The 21,225-nt window shown below is 67.0% G+C and carries 18 protein-coding genes; 16 read left to right on the top strand and 2 right to left on the bottom strand.

Features of this window, described 5'->3' with window-relative positions; all coding sequences use genetic code 11:
- The first annotated feature begins 87 nt into the window (after positions 1 to 87).
- The 3 genes from ACFE72_RS01250 to ACFE72_RS01240 all read left to right on the top strand — a co-directional run bounded on the left by ACFE72_RS01250 (position 88) and on the right by ACFE72_RS01240 (position 6,487).
- Positions 88 to 528 carry an NlpC/P60 family protein gene (locus tag ACFE72_RS01250; protein WP_375411223.1) on the top strand — a complete coding sequence of 147 codons (441 nt, stop codon included), beginning with the start codon at positions 88 to 90 and terminating at the stop codon, positions 526 to 528.
- A complete protein-coding gene (locus ACFE72_RS01245; protein WP_375411222.1) occupies positions 528 to 4,376 on the top strand; it encodes a glycoside hydrolase/phage tail family protein in 3,849 nt (1,282 codons plus the stop codon). Before ACFE72_RS01250 ends, ACFE72_RS01245 begins: the two co-directional genes overlap by 1 nt.
- A 113-nt stretch (positions 4,377 to 4,489) precedes the next feature.
- Entirely contained in the window at positions 4,490 to 6,487 is a 1,998-nt protein-coding gene (locus ACFE72_RS01240) for a DUF2793 domain-containing protein (protein ID WP_375411221.1), read from the top strand.
- Between the two features lie 56 nt (positions 6,488 to 6,543).
- Here the strand turns inward: ACFE72_RS01240 and ACFE72_RS01235 are convergent, their stop codons facing one another.
- The gene (locus ACFE72_RS01235) at positions 6,544 to 7,068 is read right to left on the bottom strand and encodes a hypothetical protein (RefSeq protein WP_375411220.1); all 525 of its coding nucleotides are present in this window, start codon (positions 7,066 to 7,068) and stop codon (positions 6,544 to 6,546) included.
- Positions 7,069 to 7,146: 78 nt separating this feature from the next.
- Here ACFE72_RS01235 and ACFE72_RS01230 point away from each other — a divergent pair, with 78 nt between their 5' ends.
- The 13 genes from ACFE72_RS01230 (at position 7,147) to ACFE72_RS01170 (ending at position 20,743) form a co-directional block, all read left to right on the top strand.
- On the top strand, positions 7,147 to 7,914 hold the full coding sequence (locus ACFE72_RS01230; protein ID WP_375411219.1) for a glycoside hydrolase family 19 protein: 768 nt from the start codon (positions 7,147 to 7,149) through the stop codon (positions 7,912 to 7,914).
- Positions 7,915 to 7,945: 31 nt separating this feature from the next.
- Entirely contained in the window at positions 7,946 to 8,518 is a 573-nt protein-coding gene (locus ACFE72_RS01225) for a 3TM-type holin (protein WP_375411218.1), read from the top strand.
- Between the two features lie 87 nt (positions 8,519 to 8,605).
- On the top strand, positions 8,606 to 9,277 hold the full coding sequence (locus tag ACFE72_RS01220; RefSeq protein ID WP_375411217.1) for a response regulator transcription factor: 672 nt from the start codon (positions 8,606 to 8,608) through the stop codon (positions 9,275 to 9,277).
- Between the two features lie 306 nt (positions 9,278 to 9,583).
- On the top strand, positions 9,584 to 11,005 hold the full coding sequence (locus tag ACFE72_RS01215; protein ID WP_375411216.1) for an ATP-binding protein: 1,422 nt from the start codon (positions 9,584 to 9,586) through the stop codon (positions 11,003 to 11,005).
- 175 nt (positions 11,006 to 11,180) lie between these two features.
- Positions 11,181 to 11,639: an RT0821/Lpp0805 family surface protein gene (locus tag ACFE72_RS01210; protein ID WP_375411215.1), complete on the top strand. Its 459-nt coding sequence runs from the start codon at positions 11,181 to 11,183 to the stop codon at positions 11,637 to 11,639.
- 184 nt (positions 11,640 to 11,823) lie between these two features.
- Complete coding sequence (locus ACFE72_RS01205) at positions 11,824 to 13,224, top strand: hypothetical protein (protein WP_375411214.1); 1,401 nt, start codon at positions 11,824 to 11,826, stop codon at positions 13,222 to 13,224.
- A 54-nt stretch (positions 13,225 to 13,278) separates the two neighbouring features.
- On the top strand, positions 13,279 to 13,551 hold the full coding sequence (locus ACFE72_RS01200; protein ID WP_375411213.1) for a hypothetical protein: 273 nt from the start codon (positions 13,279 to 13,281) through the stop codon (positions 13,549 to 13,551).
- Between the two features lie 156 nt (positions 13,552 to 13,707).
- Entirely contained in the window at positions 13,708 to 14,814 is a 1,107-nt protein-coding gene (gene ccmI / locus ACFE72_RS01195) for a c-type cytochrome biogenesis protein CcmI (RefSeq protein WP_375411212.1), read from the top strand.
- Positions 14,815 to 14,817: 3 nt separating this feature from the next.
- Positions 14,818 to 15,291: a cytochrome c maturation protein CcmE gene (gene ccmE / locus ACFE72_RS01190; protein WP_375411211.1), complete on the top strand. Its 474-nt coding sequence runs from the start codon at positions 14,818 to 14,820 to the stop codon at positions 15,289 to 15,291.
- Positions 15,288 to 17,270, top strand: a complete 1,983-nt coding sequence (locus ACFE72_RS01185) for a heme lyase CcmF/NrfE family subunit (RefSeq protein WP_375411210.1) — start codon at positions 15,288 to 15,290, stop codon at positions 17,268 to 17,270. Before ccmE ends, ACFE72_RS01185 begins: the two co-directional genes overlap by 4 nt.
- 149 nt (positions 17,271 to 17,419) lie before the next feature.
- A complete protein-coding gene (locus tag ACFE72_RS01180; RefSeq protein WP_375411209.1) occupies positions 17,420 to 17,920 on the top strand; it encodes a cytochrome c-type biogenesis protein in 501 nt (166 codons plus the stop codon).
- Positions 17,921 to 18,136: 216 nt separating this feature from the next.
- Positions 18,137 to 19,735 (top strand): Do family serine endopeptidase, encoded by a 1,599-nt coding sequence (locus tag ACFE72_RS01175; protein ID WP_375411208.1) that lies wholly within the window; start codon positions 18,137 to 18,139, stop codon positions 19,733 to 19,735.
- A 327-nt stretch (positions 19,736 to 20,062) separates the two neighbouring features.
- The gene (locus tag ACFE72_RS01170; RefSeq protein WP_375411239.1) at positions 20,063 to 20,743 is read left to right on the top strand and encodes a winged helix-turn-helix domain-containing protein; all 681 of its coding nucleotides are present in this window, start codon (positions 20,063 to 20,065) and stop codon (positions 20,741 to 20,743) included.
- A 23-nt stretch (positions 20,744 to 20,766) separates the two neighbouring features.
- On the opposite strand, the gene ACFE72_RS01165 is transcribed toward ACFE72_RS01170, so the two are convergent.
- Positions 20,767 to 21,078, bottom strand: a complete 312-nt coding sequence (locus ACFE72_RS01165; RefSeq protein WP_375411207.1) for a hypothetical protein — start codon at positions 21,076 to 21,078, stop codon at positions 20,767 to 20,769.
- Positions 21,079 to 21,225: the final 147 nt, after the last annotated feature.

The raw sequence follows: 21,225 nt of genomic DNA, 5'->3' as shown, positions 1-21,225 counted from the left end.
CCGTCGGTGCGCCTCTCGGCGTCGTCATGGCCGGGCTTGTCCCGGCCATCCACGTCTTTTGGCGCGACCAGGGAGCTTGGTGCCGCCATGACCTCACCGCTCACCCGCGCATCCATCGTCGCCGAAGCGCGAAGCTGGATCGGCACGCGCTATCGTCATCAGGCCTCGCTGAAGGGCGTCGGCTGCGATTGCCTGGGCCTCGTGCGCGGCGTCTGGCGCGCCTGCGTCGGCGATGAGCCGGAGCCGGCGCCGCCTTATGCGCCGGACTGGGCCGAGGCCAAAGGCGAAGAGTCGCTCGCCGACGCCGCGTTCCGTCATCTCATTCCCGTCGCCCGCGAGAATTTCGCCGCAGGCGACGTGCTGCTGTTCCGCTGGCGCGAGGGATTTGTCGCCAAGCATGTCGCCATCGCCGCGAGCACGAGCACCATGATCCATGCCCATGACGGCGCGTCGGTCTGCGAAGTCGCCATCGCGCCATGGTGGCGGCGGCGGCTGGCCTATGGGTTTGCCTTTCCCGGAGTAACATGATGGCAGCCCTCATCCTCTCGGTTGCGGGCGCCGCGGCCGGCGCGGTGTTCGGTCCGGCGGGCGCGATCGCGGGGCGGATCGCAGGCGCGCTGGTCGGCAACATCATCGATCGAAAGCTGTTCGGGCCCGGCGACCAGAACGTGGTCGGCCCGCGGCTCGCCGACCTCGATGTGATGGCGTCGACCGAAGGCGCGCCGATCCCGCGCGTGTACGGCCGGGCGCGGCTCGCCGGGCAGGTGATCTGGGCGACGCAGCTCGAGGAAGTGGCGTCCAGCAGCACGACGTCGTCCGGCGGCAAGGGCCATCTCGTGTCCGGCCCGAGCACGACCACCACCACCTATTCCTATTTCGGCAATTTCGCGGTCGGCCTGTGCGAAGGCGTCATCGGCTCGGTCGGGCGCATCTGGGCCGACGGCAAGCTGCTCGATCTCACCGCAAAAACCATTCGCGTTCACCGCGGCACCGAGGACCAGGTGCCGGACGATCTGATCGTCGCCAAGGAAGGCGCGGCCAACTCACCGGCCTATCGCGGGCTTGCCTATGTGGTGTTCGAGCGGCTGCCGCTCGCCGATTTCGGCAATCGCATTCCGCAACTGTCGTTCGAGATCATCCGGCCGGTCGGACAACTCGAGCGCATGGTGCGCGCCGTGACGCTGATTCCCGGCACCACCGAATTCGGTTATGAGCCATCTGCGATCGTGAACATTCTCGCGCCGGGTACGTCGGTGCAGGAGAATCGTCACGTGTCGAGCGCCGCCTCGGATGTACAGGCCGCGCTCGACGATCTGTCGGGCGTGTGCCCGAATCTTGAACGCGTCGCGCTGGTGGTGGCGTGGTTCGGTTCGGACCTGCGCTGCGGCCACTGCATCTTGCAGCCCAGGGTCGAGGTTGCCGTAAAGGGCATCAACGGCGTGCCATGGTCGGTGGATGGCGTGACCCGGCCGGGTGCGGTTCTGGTGTCGCAGACCGGCGGCCGTCCGGCGTTCGGCGGCACGCCGTCCGACCTGAGCGTGGTGCATCTGATCGCCGAGCTGAAGGCGCGCGGGCTGAAGATCACCTTCTACCCGTTTGTGGTGATGGATATTGCATCCGCCAATTCGCTGCCCGATCCATGGACCGGCGCGTCGTCGCAGCCGGCCTATCCGTGGCGCGGCCGCATTACCTGCGATCCGGCGCCGGGGCGGCCGGGCTCGCCGCAGGGCACGGCGGCCGCCGCGGCGCAGGTGGCGAACTTTTTCTCGGGAGGGACATGGAATTACCGCCGCATGATTCTGCATTACGCCGGTCTGGCCGCCTCGGCCGGCGGCGTCGATGCATTCCTGATCGGCTCCGAACTGAAGGCGCTGACGCGGGTGCGGTCCGGCGCCGGCGTCTATCCCGCGGTCGATGCGCTGGTGACGCTGGCGGCGGACGTGAAGGCGATCCTCGGCGGCTCGACGCTCGTCACCTACGGCGCCGACTGGACCGAGTACGGCGCCGACGTGGTCGACGCGTCGGAACTGCGTTTTCCGCTGGATCCGTTGTGGGCCTCGCCGGCGATCGGTGCCGTCGGCATCGATTATTACGCGCCGCTGGCCGATTGGCGCGATGAAGCGGGGCATCGCGACCTGGCCGTTGCGTCCTCGACCTATGAGCTCGGTTATCTCCGCGGCAACGTCAGCGCCGGCGAAGGCTACGCCTGGTATTATGCCGACGATGCCGCGCGTGCGTCGCAAACCCGCACCGACATCACTGATGGGCTGGGCAAAGCCTGGGTGTTCCGGCAGAAGGACATCTGGAACTGGTGGTCCAATCCGCACCGCGAGCGCGTCGCGCATGCGGAACTGGCGGCGCCGACCGCTTGGGTGCCGCGCTCCAAGCCGATCTGGTTCACCGAGGCCGGCTACCCGGCGGTCGACAAGGGCGCCAACCAGCCGAGCGTGTTTCCCGATCCGAAATCCTCGGAAAATCATCTGCCGTATTTCTCCAGCGGCGCACGCGACGACCTCATGCAGCGCCGCGCCCTCGAAGCTTTCCTCGGCGCTTTCGATCCGGCTTATGGCGCCGACGATACGCATAATCCGGTGTCGCCGGTCTATGGCGGGCGCATGGTCGAGGTCTCGGCGATCCATCTGTGGACCTGGGATGCGCGGCCATATCCGGTGTTTCCCGCAGCATCGGCGGTCTGGAACGATGCGTCGAACTGGCAGACCGGGCACTGGCTCACCGGCCGGCTCGGCGGCGCGCCGCTGGATGCTCTGGTGGGATCGCTGCTCGAGGACGCCGGGGTGCGCGGCGTCGATACCAGCGCGTTGCATGAAAGCTGCGACGGCTATGTGGTGGACCGGCCGATGGCGCCGCGCGCGATGATCGAGCCGCTGGCGATGGCCTATGCATTCGACGCCACCGCGGCGGACGGCACGCTGCGCTTCATCCAGCGCGGCGGCGCGGCGGTCGCGGAGATCACCGAAGATGATCTGGTGCTGCCGGATTCCGGCACGCTGGCGCGGCTGACGCGCGGACAGGAGACCGAACTGCCGCGCGAGGCCGGCCTCGGATTCACCGACGCGCTGTCGGATTATCGCCGTTCGGCCGTGACCTCGCGGAAACTTGTCGGCGGCGCCGGCCGCGCGCTGCATTCCGATCTCGCCGTCGTCACCAATGATGCGGCAGCGTCCCGGCGCGCGGAAATCTGGCTGCAGGATCTGTGGGCGGGGCGGGAGAGCGCGGAGTTCGCGCTCGGCATCGATCGGCTGGCGCTGTCGCCCGGCGACGTGGTCGCGTTGAGCTTGAGCGGCCGGCGGCGGCTGTTCGAGATCGGCGACCTGATCGACACCGAGGCGCGGCAGGTCAAGGCGCGCAGCATCGATCCGGAAGTATTTTCCGTGCCATTGCTGGCGCCGCGGCTGAAGGTGCCGCCGATCCCGGCCGCGCTGGGGCCGGTTGCGGTGACCGTGCTGGATTTGCCGGCGCTCGACGCCTCGACGCCGGCCGTGCTGACGCGGCTGGCCGTCACCGCAAATCCCTGGCCGGGCTCGGTGGCGATCTGGAAATCGTCCGATGGCGCGAGTTTCGAGGTCGCCGCGGTCGCCGCGGCACCGTGCGTGATCGGCGAGACGCTGGATGCACTGCCGGCGGGTCCGAGCGCGCGCTGGGACCGCGCCAGTTCGGTGCGCGTCAAACTCTACGGCGGCGCACTGGCGTCGATCCCGGACGCGCGGGTGCTCGAAGGCGGCAACGCCGCGGCGGTGCAGAACCTCGACGGCGGCTGGGAGATCCTGCAATTCGCCAATGCCGAACTGGTCGACGGCCAGACCTATCGACTGTCGCGTTTGCTGCGCGGGCAGGCCGGCAGCGAGGGTGCGATGGCCGGTCCCCTGCCGTCAGGCGCGCCGTTCGTGGTGCTCGGCGCGCACATGATTCCGGTCGCGCAAGGACTGGACGCACTGGCGCGGCCGATGCAGTTGCGCATCGTGGCTTCCGGCCGCGCTCACGACGATCCGACCGCGGTGGCGCTGACGGTGACGCCCGGCGACGCCGCGCTAAAACCGCTGGCGCCGGTGCATGTCGCCGCGGTTCGCGCCGGCGGCGGCATCCACATCTCCTGGATCAGACGCACGCGGATCGACGGCGACGGATGGGGTGTCGAGGTCCCGCTCGGTGAAGAAACGGAGGCGTACGCGCTGGAGATCGTCTCCGGTAGCGCGGTAGTACGAACGATCGCATGCACGTCGCCGCAGGCGGTGTATGCGGCCGCCGATGAGCTCGCGGACTTTGGCGCGGTGCAGACCAGCCTGCATATTCGCGTTGCGCAGTTGTCGAGCACCGTCGGCGCCGGGCTTGCGGCGGACGTCACGCTCCGAGTTTGACGCGATGACGCAGGGTGGGCAAAGGCGCACATGCGCGGTGCCCACCGGATTTACGCAGGGCTTGCGATCGCGGGTCAAGCCCGCGCAAGACCCCCCATGATCGGACTAACACCATGACCGACACCCCCAACCTCGGATTGCCTTTCATCGAAGGCGGTCAGGCGCAGAAGCATGTTACGCATAATGAAGCGCTGCGCATTCTCGATGCGGCGATCCAGATCGCGGTGCTGGATCTGACGCGCACCGCGCCGCCGCCGTCGCCGGCCGAAGGCGAACGCCATGTGGTCGCGTCCGGGGCGAGCGGGGCGTGGGCGGGGCAGGGCAATGCGATTGCGACCTGGCAGGACGGCGCCTGGGCGTTTCTTACGCCGAGGACCGGCTGGTGCATCTGGTCGGTGGCGGACGCGATCGTGTTCGTATTCGACGGCGCGCATTGGCGCGACCTGCGCGACTTGCCGGTGACGCTGGACAACGCCACGCATGTCGGCATCAACACCACCGCGAGTTCTCCCAACCTGCTCAGCGTCAAATCCAACGCGGCGCTGCTCAGCGCGATCGCCGTCGCCAACGGCGGCAGCGGCGACGCGCGGCTGCAGATTTCCAAGGAAAGCGCTTTGAAAACCGCCTCGGTCGTTTTCTCCGACGCTTTTTCCGGACGCGCCGAATTCGGCCTGGTCGGCACGGACGCGTTCAAGCTGAAAGTTTCCGCCGACGGATCGGCGTGGATCGACGCCTTCAGCATCGATCAGAGTTCGGGCAATCTGGCATTGCCGCGCGGGCTTGCGCTGACCGGCGTGATCGCGCCGGCGCAGATCACGTCGAATCAAAACGACTACAATCCCGCGGGCGCCGCCGCGGCGTCCGTGCTGCAAGTATCGTCGGACGCCTCGCGCAGCATTTCCGGCCTTGCCGGCGGCGCGGAAGGGCGCATCATCAGCGTCATCAATGTCGGCGGCCAGCCGGTCGCGCTGTTGGACGAGAGCGCGGCGTCGACGGCAGCGAACCGCTTTACCCTGGGCGGCGATCTCGTCATCTCCGCCAAGCAGGCGGCAATGCTGCGCTATGACGGCACCGCGGCGCGCTGGCAGACCATGGCGCGGCCGGCCGTGCCGGGCACCCTGCTGGCGGCCAGCAATCTGTCCGACGTGGCGGTAAGAATCACCGCGCGCGACAACCTTTCGGTCCGCGGCGCCGACATTGCATCGGCCTCAACGATCAACCTGGAAGCCGCGACCGGCAATCTCGTCGATGTCACCGGCACCACGACGATAACGGCGATCACGCTCGGCGACGGCCACGAACGCGCGGTCCGATTCACCGCGGCGCTGACGCTGACCAACGGCGCCTCGCTGGTGCTGCCGGGCGGCGCCAGCATCGTCACCGCGGCCGGGGATTTTGCGGTGTTTCGCGGCTACGCCTCCGGGGTCGTTCGCTGCGCGAGCTATACGCCGGCTGCAAAAACGGACGCGCGCAACCTGATCGGCGCGACCGGCAACCTTGTGGCGCTGACGGTTTTGACCTCGTCGGCAACCTGGACCAGGGCCGCGGCCACCAGATCGGTGGTCGTCGAGCTCAAGGGCGGCGGCGGCGGTGGCGGCGGCGTGGGTGCTGCGACGGGCTACCTCAGCGGCGCCGGCGGCGGCGAAGGCGGCGTGGCCATCAAACGCATCACCTCGCCGGGCGTGACCGAGACGGTGACGGTCGGAGCCGGCGGGGCGGCGGGCGCCAACACCGGCGGCAATGGCGGCGCCGGCGGCACTTCCAGTTTCGGCGCCTGGTGCTCGGCAAGCGGCGGCGCAGGGGGCGCCGGCAATACCGGCAGCAGCGTCGTGCAGCCCGGAGGTGCCGGCGGTATCGGTTCCGGCGGCGATCACAACCGGCGCGGCGGGCCGGGCATGCTGAACAGCGCCTTCGCAGCCGGTACGCTGGCGGTCAGCGGCCAGGGCGGCGGCCAAGGCGGCGGCGCGTCGGTGTTCAGTTCCTTTCCCGGCAACCCCGGGGCCAATGGCGGCGGCGGCTCCGGCGCATCGAGCGCGCAATTCGCAGGCAACGCCGCGGCGGCCGGCGGCGCCGGCGGCGATGGGTACGTCATGGTGTGGGAATATGCGTGAGCCCGGATGCGGTGACCGGCCTCATCGCAACGCGGGCCGGTCCGAAGCAGGCAAACTCAGCGGGTCGACTGCGGCAACGGCGCGCCGCCGACCGAGATGGCGGGAGGCGGTTGCTTCGGCGCGGCGGGTTTCCTGCGCGGCGCCGGCGAAACCGGTGTGGGCGCAGGCGGAGCCGAAGCCGGAAGCGCGGCCTGGGCCGGCGCCGGCGGACGCTCCAGCGTATCCACTTTTGCCGCCAGCGCCGCCACCTGGTCGGACAGCCGCTTGATCTCCGCCTGTTGCGCCGCCAGCAGTTGCGCGTTCGATTGCAGTGGGCCGGCGAGTTGCTGCTGCATGGCTTGCAGGTCCTTCAACGCGACAGGCTTGTCGGCGGCGGCGGCGACCGGTGCCGTTTGCGGTCCGGTTCCGAACGAGAACGACGGCATTGATGGAAACGCAACGCCGCCATAGGCGCGCCATGCGAAAGCGGAAGCGATGCCGAACAGGGCCAGCGCAGCGACAACAGCGACCGGGATCCAGCGCCGGCGTTGCGGGCCAGGTTCGGTTTCGTAACTGACATCGTCGGGAAACAGATGGGCCACTAAAACTCCCCGTTTTCAATCCGGCCGATCTTACGACTTATCGCGATAGCGGCTCAAGACATTCCCCGGAGTTTCAGCATGTTGCAATCGTCTTTCGGCGAGGCATTGTGGCGCCTGTGGCCCTCGGGTGACGCCAGGGTTCCCGGTCTGCGTGCGGGCATCGCCAGCAGCGCGCCGACGGTGTTCCAACGTCACGGCATCAACTCACCGCTTCTGATCGCCCACGTCATGGCGCAGATCAGCCACGAATGCGGCGCCGGGCATGACGTGGTCGAGAACCTGAATTACAGCGCGGGCCGCATGATGCAGGTATGGCCGTCGCGGTTTCCGACCATGGCGGGCGCTGCACCCTATGCCGGCAATGCGCGGGCGCTCGCCAACAAGGTCTACAATGGCCGCATGGGCAATGCCGCCGGCTCCGACGACGGCTGGAATTTTCGCGGCCGCGGCGCGGTGCAGACCACGGGGCGCGAAGGCTATGCGCGGCTGGCCGCCGCTGTCGGGCTCGATCTCGTCCGGCATCCCGATCTCGTCAACGATCCTGCGCATTTTCTCGAATGCGGCGTGGCGGATTTTATCCTGTGCGGATGCCTGCCGTTTGCAAGTGCCGATGACGTGTCGAATGTCACGAGGCGGTTGAACGGCGGCACCGTCGGCCTGGCGCAGCGCCGGGCCTGGCTCGCGAAATGGAAGAGCGCGCTGGGCGAGGGGCCGGTGGTGCTTGCGCCCGCGCCGGTACCCGCGCGTCCGCGGGCGCCGGTCGCGCCATCGCCGCCATCGGCCGCGCCGCAGTCCCTGCGCGCGCGATTCATCGCCGCGTTCGTCGCGGCATTCAGGAGGAACTGACCATGTTCGAACGAATCGAAGGAGCGCTGTGATGGACTGGGGCGATCTTGCAAAACAGGTGATCTCGCTCGGTGCGCCGATGCTCGGCTCCGCCTTGGGCGGGCCGCTCGGCGGCGTGGCCGGTGAAATTCTCGCCAAGGCGGTGGGCTCGGTGACGCCGACCCCGGCGGCGGTGCAGACCGCCTTGCCGGCGGCCGATCCGGCGAAGCTCGCGGAGGCTGAAGCGCAATGGGCGGAAATGATCCGCGCCGAGGCTGAAACCCAGCGCGCCGCGATCGTTGAAACGCAGGCCACCATCCGCACCGAAATCGCCTCCAGCGATCCGGTGCAGCGCTGGTGGCGGCCGGCCTATGCGTTCGAGCTGACGGCCGAATGCGCAGGGCTGTGGCTCGTGCTGGTGCACGAATTCTGGACCGGCGACATTGCAACCATCAATGCGCTGGTCGGCGCCACCACGCTGCTGGTGGCCTATTGGGGCTTCCGCTTCGGCGTGCTGGGCGTCTATATCTCGGGCCGCACCCGCGAGAAGGTCAGCGCCGCCACCGGCCAGGACGCGCCCGGCGCGCTGGAAAAACTGGTCAAGGCGGTGGTGAAGAAAAGGTAATGTTCGGGGTTAGTGTTTGTTCATGGAGCATTCACGCGCGCCAGCATCATGTGGCGGCGAACGTGCCGAACAAATGCGGAGCCCCTGTTGCGCCTGCTCGTCGTTGAAGATGATCCCGACCTCAACCGTCAGCTCACCACGGCGCTGACCGACGCCGGCTATGTGGTCGATCGCGCCTTCGACGGCGAGGAGGGGCACTTCCTCGGCGACAGCGAACCCTACGACGCCGTGGTGCTCGACATCGGCCTGCCGAAGATGGACGGCATCTCGGTGCTGGAAGCATGGCGGCGCAACAAGCGCGCGATGCCGGTGCTGATCCTGACCGCGCGCGACCGCTGGAGCGACAAGGTGCAGGGCTTCGACGCCGGCGCCGACGACTACGTGGCAAAGCCGTTTCACCTCGAGGAAGTCCTCGCCCGCATCCGCGCGCTGCTGCGCCGCACCGCCGGCCATGCCCAGTCCGAACTGACCTGCGGGCCGGTGTCGCTGGATACCCGTACCGGCCGCGTCAGCGTATCCGGCAATCCCGTCAAGATGACCTCGCACGAGTATCGGCTGCTGGCCTATCTGATGCATCATACCGGACGCGTGGTGTCGCGCACCGAACTCGTCGAGCATCTCTACGACCAGGATTTCGACCGCGACAGCAACACCATCGAAGTCTTCGTCGGCCGCATCCGCAAAAAGCTCGACGTCGATATTATCCAGACCGTGCGCGGCCTCGGCTATCTGCTGACGCCGCCGGCAGACGCGCAGTAGAATTCTCGCCACCCTTCGGTCGTTCCCGCGCAGGCTGGGGTATGCACATATCGCGTCATACGCGGGCTTGACCCGCGTATCCATCGATCTTCGGAAGAGTCGTTTCGAAGGGGATGGATTGCCGGGACGAGCCCGGCAATGACGGCGAGATGTGTGCATCCAGTAGGTCGAGCCCGGCAATGACGCCGGTGCATATCCTGGCGCAGGCGGGGACGACGTGGGTGCTCGCGGCATCTCCCTTCCTGCATTGTTCACATCCGGACTGTAATTCTCGGGTGGTTTGGTTCAGAACGTCTGGCGATGGACATGCAACCCCCCAACGAACGTCCGAACCGCCGCGCCAGTTCGCTGGCCACGCGGCTGTTCGTTTCGGCCACCGCATGGGTGGTGGTGATCCTGCTGATCACCGGGGTGGTGCTGTCGTCGGTGTACCGCTCCGCCTCCGAGCGCGCCTTCGATCGCCGCCTCAATCTCTATCTGCGCACGCTGGTCGCCGATGTCGCGACCCCGGACGAGCCGCCGGACAAGCAAATGCAGTCACTGGGCGAGCCGTTGTTCGAGCTGCCGCTGTCGGGCTGGTACTGGCAGGTCACCCGAAACGACGGCGAAAAGCCCGACGTGAAATCCTCGCGCTCGCTGTGGGACAAGAAGCTGCCCAACCTCGAAGAGCACGGCAATGAGTTGACCGCGGCCGGCATCCGCATCGGTTATGTGGATGGCCCGGAAGGGCAGAGCCTGCGCATGGTGGAGCGGCCGGTCGATCTCGGCGCCGACGGCAAATATCTGGTGATGGTGGCCGGCGACGCATCGGAGATTTTCGAGGAAACCCGCGCCTTCGACTATTATCTCGGCGGCACGTTCGCCGCGTTGTCGGTGGTGCTGGTGCTGACGACGATCTTTCAGGTCCGGTTCGGTCTGGCGCCCCTGAAGCGCATCTCGGACGCCATCGCCGACATCCGCTCCGGCCGCGCCGAACGGCTGGAGGGCGAATTCCCGGTGGAGATCGCGCCGCTGGCGCGCGAAACCAACGCGCTGATCGACGCCAACCGCGAGATCGTCGAGCGCGCGCGCACCCATGTCGGCAATCTTGCGCATGCCATCAAGACGCCGCTGTCGGTCATCGTCAACGAGGCTTCATCGCGCGGCGGCGACCCATTGGCGGCAAAGGTTCTGGAGCAGGCCGAGGTGATGCGCGACCAGGTGGCCCATCACCTGGAGCGCGCGCGCATCGCCGCGCGGCTGACCATCATCGGCACCGTCACCGAGGTAGCCCCGGCGATCGAGGCGTTGCGCCGGACCATGGAGAAGATCCACCGCGACCGCGGCGTCGTCATCGACGTCGAGGCTGACACGTCCGCGAAATTCCGTGGCGAACGCCAGGATCTCGAGGAAATGGCCGGCAATCTGGTCGACAATGCCTGCAAGTGGGCGGAATCCCGGGTGTTCATCGAGGTGCTGGTCGAGCGCGCGGGCAATGCCGGGATGCGAAGCGGCGTGGAAGCCGGTCCGTTGCTGCGCATCATCGTCGACGACGACGGCCGCGGCCTGTCGCCCGCCGAACGCGCCCAGGTCTCACGCCGCGGCCAACGGCTCGATGAATCCAAGCCGGGATCCGGGCTGGGGCTGTCGATCGTGGTCGATCTGGCGGCGTTGTACGGCGGGAACTTGACCCTGGGCAGCGCCCCCATCGGGGGCTTGCGGGCGGAACTGGTGCTGCCGGGGGTCTGAGATTCGTCAAGACCTATGTTGCGACGCCTGGCCAAGTGACGTTGCAGGCTTCGATCCCGTGTCTCGACAGCCGCGACCTTCCCGATCACGACCCGCCGCTTTCCCGCCTGAATTCTGCCGTTTCTAGGCACCCGTGTATTAATACGGCCGCTATTTGCCGCACAACGGAGTTCCCATGATCGACCTGAAGTCGGCGTTGCTGCTGCTGACGGCGCTGGCACTCGGCGGGTGCGATCTCACGTCGAGAGGCGGCGCCGGTGAAGGTGCGACCGGCGGCAGCGCCGTTGTTTCGGGCGGCACCGGTGACGCCGCCACGGCATCCAGCGCCCTGACCAACGCCGAACTGGGCCGGCTGATCGGCACCAGAATCGGCGCGGCGCTGAACGACGACGACCGCAAACTCGCCTATGAGGCCCAGATCAAGGCGCTGGAAAGCGGCTCGCCGGGCGCGCCGATGCCATGGCGGAATCCCGTCTCCGGCCGCTACGGCAATATCGTGCCCGGCCCAGCCTACGACCGCAAGGGCGCGCAGTGCCGGGGATATTCGCATTCGGTGACCATCGGTGCTCAGATCGAGATCGCCCGCGGCACCGCCTGCCGCAGTACCGAGGGTGTCTGGACCGCAGTCGGTTAGGGTTCGCTGCCGTCATTCCAGGCGCGCGGCGGTGCGGATCGATGCGAGCATCAATGGTGTCGCCGGTTCGCGCCTTGCAACGATGCCTTTCCTTCCCCTTCCTCAACGCCTTCTTAACGCCGGTCCTGCTAAGACACTCGGTGGACGCCTTTTGGCGTCTGCACAGGCATGAGCAGACAGGTGCATGGGGCAGACATCGACCGAGCGGTTGAGGGACTATCTCGCGCAGCTTCCGCCGCAGGCGCAGGCGCTGCTGATGCGGGAGTTCGAGCGTGCCATCGAACGCGGCGAGGATCTCGCCGTCGCCACCTTCGTGCTCGCGCAATTGCGCACCGTGGTGCGCGGCGCCGACGACGCGGCGCGGCCGCGCACCGACGATCCGGCGCGGCTCGTCTTCCGCACGTTGGAGCCGTTCCTGGTCGAAGGCAGTTTGCCGGCCCGTCCGGGTCAGATCCGGCGCGCGTCGCTGCCGCCGATCTGGCAATGGCTGGTCCGCGACGGCGCGCCGGACGCCTACAAGGCGTTCGAGACGGAGCTGGCGCGCGTGAGGGAATCCGCATCCTCGTCCGAACTCGACCAGGCGGTGCGCAAGTTCCAGCTCGCGGCCAGCGAGGCGATCGGCAGCATCGCGGCGCCGACGTCCGGCGGAGACGGGCAGCGCGCGCTCGGACGCGTCGGGCCGCCGAACGTGACCGAGGATATGCTTCATGCAGGTTCGGTGCTGGGCGCGCATGAAGCACTGGACACCTTCAGCGGCCGGCTGCCGAGCTATCTGCGGATCTTCGCGGACTCGCAGATCGCCTCGGTAACGGCCGCGCTCAACGTTCCTTCGTTGCAGACGCCGCATGTGCTGCCGTTCGCGCTGTCGCTGGTGATGCAACGGTTGTCGTCGCCGTGGCAGATCATCCGCCTTGCCATCAAGATCGCCGGCTCCGACGACGAAATCCGCGTCGCCGCCACCTCCTGCGGCGTCGCGGTTACCATGGCGCTGCACGAGCTGTCCTGCGTCGCGGCCAGCCTGCGCGTGGACATCAAGCGCGGCCAGTTCAATGACGTCGCCGAACATCTCAAAACCATCCATGACGGCGTGCGCGGCTTGCGCACCGAGCTCGATCTGCGCAACGATTCGCCGTGGGGCAGGCAACTGACCGCGCTGCGTGCCGATATTTCCAACACGTTGCAATCGGAGATCGACAGCGTCCCGGGACGGGTCCGGCGCCTGCTGCGCCAGCGTGCGGACAAGGACATTTCGCCCGGCAGCCGGCTCGATCCGTCCGAGGTCGAGGAAACCGCCGACCTGATCGAGTTCGTCGCGGTGTGCCGCACCTATGCCAGCGAACTCGCCATCAACGAAGTCACGCTGCGCACCTTTTCCGATTTGCAGCATTACGTCGAACACTCCACTGAGACCTTGGTGCAATCGCTGCGCGGCGCCGATCAGCGCATCCGCGCTTTCCGCCAGACCCAGGTCAAGGCCGCGATCCGCTTCTGCGACGTGCTGTTCGGCCACGACTACGCCTCGCTGATGTCGAGGGCCGCCGAGAACGCGCTGTCCGGTGAGCGCAAGCCGTCACGGGCGGGGTAGGAGCATACCTGCATTGCTGTTGACCCGGCCAAGGCAGGGAATTAGCCTTCCGGCATGGTAGGCACCATATCGCGCATCAATTTCATCAGCATTTCCGGGCGCACCGTCACCGCGGATTACGCGAACCTGCCCGACGGATTCAAGGTGCTGTTTGTCAGCAAGACCAGCGGAGAGCGGATGAGCGAGCCGGTGACGGTGATCGGAACGGTACCGTTTCCGCTGGTGATCAACCTCCCCGACACCTTCCCCTCCGGCGATTATTTTCTGATCGCCACCGGCGCCAATGACGAACAGTTCGCCGAGAGCGTCGAGTTCTACGTCGGCTGAGCGCGGTGGACCGAACGAGCCGCGTCGAATTCCGATCGACCGTGATGTCTCCGCCTTCACTGCCGTAATTGTCAATTGCGCCTGCATTCGGCCCATGGTGTAAACCTGCGCATCCGCGGCGCCGTTCGGCGCGCCGCGCCGCCGGAACCCGACTGAATGACGCTGTGGTTTGTGTTTGCGCTGATGACGTCCGCCGCGGTGTTTGCCGTGCTGTGGCCGCTCGGGCGCGGACTGCGGTCGCAGCGCCAGGGCAATGAAAGCGTGGTTTACAAAGACCAGCTTGCCGAGATCGATCGCGACGTCGCCAGCGGCCTGATCACGTCGCCGGAGGCTGCGGCGGCGCGGGTCGAGATCGGCCGCCGGCTGCTGGCGGCGGCGGATGCGGAACGCGAGTTGCCGTCATCGCCTAACGTCGCCTTGCGCCGTACCGTGGCGGTGATCGCGCTGGCCGGGCTGCCGATCGCAGCGCTGACGTTCTATTTGCCGCTCGGTTCGCCCAAACTTCCCGACTTTCCGCTTGGCCAGCGCGCGCAGGCGCCGGCGGCCTCGCAGCCGCTCGACAATCTGGTGGCGCAGGTCGAGGCGCACCTGGAGAAAAATCCGGCCGATGGCCGCGGCTGGAGCGTGCTGGCGCCGGTGCTGGCCAAGCTCGGCCGCTTCGACGACGCCGTTCGGGCCTATCGCAATTCGATCACCTACAACGGCGACAGCGCGTCGCGGCGCGCCGACCTCGGCGAGGCGATGATGGCGGCGGCAGGCGGCGTCGTCACGTCGGAGGCGAAAGCCGAGTTCGAGCGCGCGATTGCGCTGAACGCCGACGAGGTCAAGGCAAGTTATTTCCTGGGCCTGGCCGCCGAGCAGGACGGCCGCGCCGACGAGGCCACCTCGATCTGGCGCGCGATGCTGGCCAAGGCGCCGCCGGATGCGCCGTGGCGTCCGCTGGTGCAGGCGGCATTGGCGCGGGTCGGCGGCGGTCCTTCGGCGCCGGCGCTGTCCGACGGCACCATGGCTGCCGCAAAAGACATGAGCGAAACCGATCGCAGCGCCATGATTCGCGGCATGGTCGATCGGCTGGCGAGCCGCCTGAAGCAGAACGGCGATGACGTCGAGGGATGGCTGCGGCTGGTGCGTGCCTATATGGTGATGGGCGACCGCGACAGGGCCAGGGGCGCCGGCGCGGACGCGCGCCAGGCTGTCGCCAATGACGCCGAGCGGCTGCGCACGCTGAACGAGGGGCTGAAAAACCTTGGACTGGATGGATAGTAAATGACGCGCAGGCAGCGGCGGTTGACGATGATCGGCGGATCGCTCGCCGTGCTGGCGCTCGCCGCGGCGCTGGTGCTGAACGCGCTGCGCGATTCCATCGTGTTCTTCTCGACGCCGTCGATGGCGGCAGAAAAACATATTCCCGCGGGAAAACGGTTCCGGCTCGGCGGTCTGGTGGAGAACGGCTCGCTGGTGCGCGGCAACAATCTCGCGGTCAGTTTCAAGGTGTCCGACGGCGGCGCGACCTTGCCGGTGACCTATCAGGGAATTTTGCCCGACCTGTTCCGCGAAGGACAGGGCGTCGTCGCCGAGGGCGTGCTCGATGCGGCCGGCGTGTTCAAGGCCGACACCGTGCTCGCCAAGCATGACGAGACCTACATGCCCAAGGACGTCGCCGACGCCCTGAAGAAGCAGGGCCATTGGAAGGACGATTACGGCGCAAAGCCGGCGCCGACGCAGGGAGCCGCAAAATGATCGCGGAAGCCGGACACTATGCGCTGGTGCTGGCGCTGGCGCTGGCGCTGATCCAGTCCACCGTGCCGATTTTGGGCGCGCGATGGCGCGATCCCGCGCTGATGAATGTCGCGCGCTCCGCCGCACTGGCGCAATTGCTGTTCGCAGCGGTGTCGTTCGCCGGCCTGGTGACGCTGCATGTCACTTCGGATTTTTCCGTGGTCAATGTGTTCGAGAATTCGCATTCGCTCAAACCGCTGATCTATAAAATCACCGGCGTGTGGGGCAACCACGAAGGCTCGATGCTGCTGTGGGTGAGCATCCTGGCGCTGTTCGGCGGCCTCGTCGCCGCCTTCGGCAACAACCTGCCGCTGTCGCTGCGCGCGCATGTGCTGAGCGTGCAGGCCTGGATCGCATCCGCGTTCTATCTGTTCATCCTGGTCACCTCGAACCCGTTCCTGCGCATCGCCAACCCGCCGATCGAGGGCCGCGACCTCAATCCGGTGCTGCAGGACATCGGCCTCGCCGTGCATCCGCCGATGCTGTATCTCGGCTATGTCGGTTTTTCGATTTCGTTTTCGTTCGCGGTTGCGGCGCTGCTCGAAGGCCGCATCGACGCGGCATGGGCGCGCTGGGTGCGGCCCTGGACGCTGGTGGCGTGGATCTTCCTCACGCTCGGCATCGCGATGGGGTCGTACTGGGCCTATTACGAACTGGGCTGGGGCGGCTGGTGGTTCTGGGACCCGGTGGAAAACGCCTCCCTGATGCCGTGGCTGGCCGGCACCGCGCTGCTGCATTCCGCCGTGGTGATGGAGAAGCGCAACGCGCTGAAGGTCTGGACCATTCTGCTGGCGATCCTGACCTTCTCGCTGTCGCTGCTCGGTACTTTCCTGGTGCGCTCGGGCGTGCTGACCTCGGTGCACGCCTTCGCGACCGATCCGACGCGCGGCGTATTCATCCTGCTGATCCTCTGCATCTTCATCGGCGGCAGTCTTTCACTGTATGCCTGGCGTGCGTCGGCGCTGAAGCAGGGCGGACTGTTCGCGCCGATCTCGCGCGAGGGCGCGCTGGTGCTCAACAATCTGTTTCTGACCACCGCCTGCGCCACCGTGTTCATCGGCACGCTGTATCCGCTGGCGCTCGAGGTCATCACCGGCGACAAGATCTCGGTCGGCGCGCCGTTCTTCAATCTCACTTTTGGCCCGCTGTTCATTCCGCTGATGATCGCGGTGCCGTTCGGGCCGTTGCTGGCCTGGAAGCGCGGCGATCTCTTCGCCGCTGCGCAACGCCTGATGGCGGCCGGCGTCGCGGCGCTGATCGCGATCGCGGTGCTGTGGGCATGGAGCCGCGGCGGCGCGGCGCTGGCGCCGCTGGCGATCGGATTGGCGGTTTTCGTCATTGCCGGTGCGCTCAGCGACCTGGCCGAGCGTACCGGCTTTTTCCGCATGCCGTTTGCAACCGCGATGCGGCGGACGCGGGGATTGCCGCGCTCGACCTGGGGCACGGCGCTGGCGCATGCCGGCGTCGGCGTGGCGCTGATCGGGATTGTCTGCGAAACCACCTGGAACAGCGAATACATCGGATCGATGAAAACCGGCGACGTCGCCAACGTCGCCGGCTATCAACTGAAACTCGACGGCGTCACGCAGAAGCAGGGACCGAATTTTCGCGAGCAGATCGCGCAATTCACGGCGATGCTGGACGGCGAGCGCATCAGCGTCATGACGCCGTCGAAACGCAACTTCGCGACACGCCAGTCTTCCACCACCGAGGCGGCGCTGCTGACCCGCGGCGCCAGCCAGCTCTATATTTCGCTCGGCGACACGTCGGCCGATGGCGCCGTCGCGGTGCGGATCTATCACAAGCCGCTGGTGCTCCTGATCTGGTTCGGTCCGGTGCTGATGGCGTTCGGCGGGCTGCTGTCGCTGTCCGACCGGCGGCTGCGCGTCGGCGCACCTAAGCCTGCCAAGGCCGCGCGCGGCCTGCAGGCGGCGGAGTAATGAGCATCGCGCTCCATTCCGCCGCCGCCGTCCCCGCGCAGGCGGGGATCCACATACTCCCTGGCTTGCCCTTTCAGGCGACGGCGCGTCCGCGGATACACCTGAGCGGCACGGCGGATGGGTCTCCGCCCGCGCGGGGACGGCGGCCGATGTCCGGCAAACGCCTTCGCATCGGTCTGACGGTATTGTGGCTTGGATTAACGCTGTCGTCACAAGCTCTCGCCGTGCAGCCCGATGAGATCATGGCCGACCCGGTAAAGGAATCCCGCGCGCGCGAGCTGTCGCGCGGGTTGCGCTGCATGGTGTGCCAGAACCAGTCGATCGACGATTCCGATGCGCCGCTGGCGCGCGACTTGCGCCTGTTGGTGCGCGAGCGCATCGCCGCCGGCGACAGCGATGCCGAGGTGATGGATTTCCTGGTGGCGCGTTATGGCGAATTCGTGCTGCTGAAGCCACGGCTGAAACCGCACACGCTGCTGCTGTGGCTGCTGCCGCCCTTCGCGCTGGCCGGCGGCGGGCTGGCGCTGTGGATGCATGGGCGACGGCGAGCGAAAGCCACGGCGGACGAAGATCCATCGTTCAAGCTGAGTGCGGATGAAGAAGCGCGGCTGGAGCGGCTGATCGCTGCAGAACCGGTCTCGAAGGAGTAAGCGGTCCATCCCCCCAACCGTCATTCCGGGATGCGCCTCTTGGCGCAGGGCGCGCGCCACGATGACAAGGTGCGCCAAACCGCCGCATTCAGTGGCGCCTTCATTACCAAGAATTAATTCGCCCGCCAGCGCGCCGTAAGGCGGCAATCCCCATCTTCATCGGGCAACGGTGCTCGCCACGCACCATCGATTTCTAGGCCCTCTGGAGACTTTCGTATGACTGACCGTCCCGCCGATCTTTCCTCGCTCCCGTCCTATCGCGCGCCGCGGCGCTCGCTGTTCTCCGCGCGCAAATTCGCGCTGATGGCCTCCGTCGTGGCGGGCCTCGGCGTTGCCGGATACGGCCTCAGCCCGGCGCCGCACGACGTGTTCTCCAGCACCGCCTACGCGCAGGTCGACAAGCAGGTGAAGCAGCAGGTCGCGCAGCCCGTGGGCTTCGCTGACATTGTCGAGCGCGTAAAGCCCTCGGTCATTTCAGTGCGTGTCAATATCGGCGAGAAGGTTGCCAAGGATGACGGCGCCAACAGGAATGACGAGGATTCGCCGTTTCAGCCGGGCTCGCCGATGGAGCGTTTCTTCAGGCGCTTCGGCGGTCCCGATGGCATGCCGCCGGGAATGCGTGGCGGTCCGCGCGGCGGCCGCGGCCAGGTCACCGGCCAGGGCTCCGGCTTCTTCATCTCGGCTGACGGGTTTGCGGTAACCAACAATCACGTGGTCGACGGCGCCGACAAGGTCGAGGTCACCACCGACGACGGCAAGATCTACAAGGCGAAGGTGATCGGCACCGACGCGCGCACCGACGTGGCGTTGATCAAGGTCGAAGGCGGCTCCAACTTCCCGTTCGCGAAACTCTCGGACGGCAAACCGCGCATCGGCGACTGGGTGCTGGCGGTCGGCAATCCGTTCGGGCTCGGCGGCACGGTCACTGCCGGCATCGTCTCGGCGTCCGGCCGCGACATCGGCAACGGCCCCTACGACGATTTCATCCAGATCGATGCGCCGGTGAACAAGGGCAACTCCGGCGGTCCGGCGTTTGACACTTCCGGCGAGGTGATGGGCGTCAATACCGCGATCTATTCGCCATCCGGCGGCAGCGTCGGCATCGCGTTCTCGATCCCCGCCTCCACCGTGAAGACGGTGATCGCGCAGCTCAGGGACAAGGGGAGCGTCAGCCGCGGCTGGATCGGCGTGCAGATTCAGCCGGTCACCCCTGAAATCGCCGACACCCTTGGCCTGCAGAAGGCCGAAGGCGCGCTGGTTGCCGAACCGCAGGCCAACGGCCCGGCGGCCAAGGCCGGCATCGAATCCGGCGACGTCATCACCTCGGTGAACGGCGAGACGGTCAAGGATGCCCGCGAACTCGCGCGCACCATCGGCGGCCTGGCGCCCGGTGCCGCGGTAAAACTCAACGTGCTGCACAAGGGCAAGGACACCGTCGTCAACCTGACGCTCGGGCAGTTGCCGAACTCGGTCGAGGCAAAAGCCGACAGCAACGACAACGGCGACAAGGGTGGCCTGAAGCGCGGCACCGACGTGCCGAAACTCGGCCTCACGCTTGCGCCTGCCGACACCGTGGCCGGCGCCGGCAAGGATGGCGTGGTGGTCACAGAGGTCGATCCGAAGAGTGCGGCGGCGGAGCGCGGCTTCAAGGAAGGCGACGTCATTCTCGAAGTCGCGGGAAAAGGCGTCACCTCCGCGGGTGACGTACGCGAGGCGATCAACGCCGCGCGCGTCGACAACAAGAACAGCGTTCTGATGCGGGTCAAGAGCGGCGGTTCATCGCGTTTTGTCGCGGTGCCGCTGGCCAAGGGCTAGGCCCAGAGCCGATGTTCGAAGCGCGTTGATCGCAAACCGGCGGCGGCCTTGCGGGATGCGCTTGCAACGGATGGAGAGTGTCGTTGGCATCAGTCGCCCCCGCCGACGGCGCTTTCCGGGGGGCGGGCCGAAAGCCCGTCCCCTAACATTACCTTCCGGTGGAATATGCCCCCCTCCGTCGGAAGGTTAAAAGGGCGGTGAGGTCCCCCAGCTTCACCGCCCGCTTTTTTCTCCCGAGCCTCGGAGCGGTCGCTCGGCTTGCATGCTGAGAGTGAGCGCACCATGTTGACAGACAGCCAACCCGCCCTGAGCCGATCCAGCACCCAGATGCGCCTCCTCATCATCGAAGACGACCGCGAGTCCGCCGATTATCTGGTCAAGGCGTTTCGCGAGGTCGGTTACGTCGCCGATCTGGCTGGCGACGGCGAGGAGGGACTGGCGCTTGCCGACAGTGGCGACTACGACGTGCTGGTGGTCGATCGCATGCTGCCCAAGCGCGACGGCCTTTCCGTGATCGGCACCTTGCGCGAGAAGGGCAACCGCACGCCGGCGCTGATCCTTTCCGCGCTCGGTCAGGTCGATGACCGCATCAAGGGACTGCGCGCCGGCGGCGACGACTACCTGCCGAAGCCGTATGCCTTCGCCGAACTGCTGGCGCGGGTCGAGGTGCTGTCGCGCCGCAATGTCGGCCCCGCCGAGGAAACCGTCTATCGCGTCGGCGACCTCGAGCTCGACCGGCTATCGCACCGCGTCGCCCGCGGCCAGGACGAACTGACCCTGCAGCCGCGCGAGTTCCGGCTGCTGGAATACCTGATGAAGCATGCCGGGCAAGTGGTGACGCGCACCATGCTCCTGGAAAACGTCTGGGATTATCATTTCGATCCGCAGACCAACGTCATCGACGTCCACATCTCCCGCCTTCGCTCCAAGATCGACAAGGGATTCGAGCGCCCGCTGCTGCATACGATCCGCGGCGCGGGGTATATGATCCGGGACGGGGTAAGGTAGGGCGCGTTCGTTTCCGGCGTCTCTTACCTTACCGCCTCACCGGTTTTGGTCTTTGGCTTTGCCGGCAGGTTTTTCAAATCCGCCTTCGCCGTCGCCCTGGCCGCCTTCGGCGTCTCCACGCTGCGCGCATTGCCCCAGGGGTCGACCGGGCCCTTTTCGGGGACGTTGCCGAGGGATCGCTTGTAGGCTCGTTCCGCTTCCTTTTCCTGCTCGAGCTCGCCCGGCGTCTTGGGCTTGGCGACGTCGCCATATCTGGGAACCGGCTTGTCCTGCGCAATCGCCGGCGCGGCCAGCAACGCGATGATCGCCGCGGCGCCAAAAGCTCTGATACGCATGCTGTCTCCCGGTTCAAATCGTGGTCTGCCGCCCGATCATAAACCGGAAAGCGGCGGACGTGAATGATTTGTCACTTCTGGATGCTCGTAAAATGGGTAATGATCAGCATTATGAATGGCTTCCGGCATCCAAAATGCCTTGCGGGA

Source organism: uncultured Bradyrhizobium sp. (assembly GCF_964252615.1).
Classification (GTDB): domain Bacteria; phylum Pseudomonadota; class Alphaproteobacteria; order Rhizobiales; family Xanthobacteraceae; genus Bradyrhizobium.
Note: the sequence above shows the minus strand (reverse complement) of the source record. Positions and strands in the feature narration are given on the sequence as shown.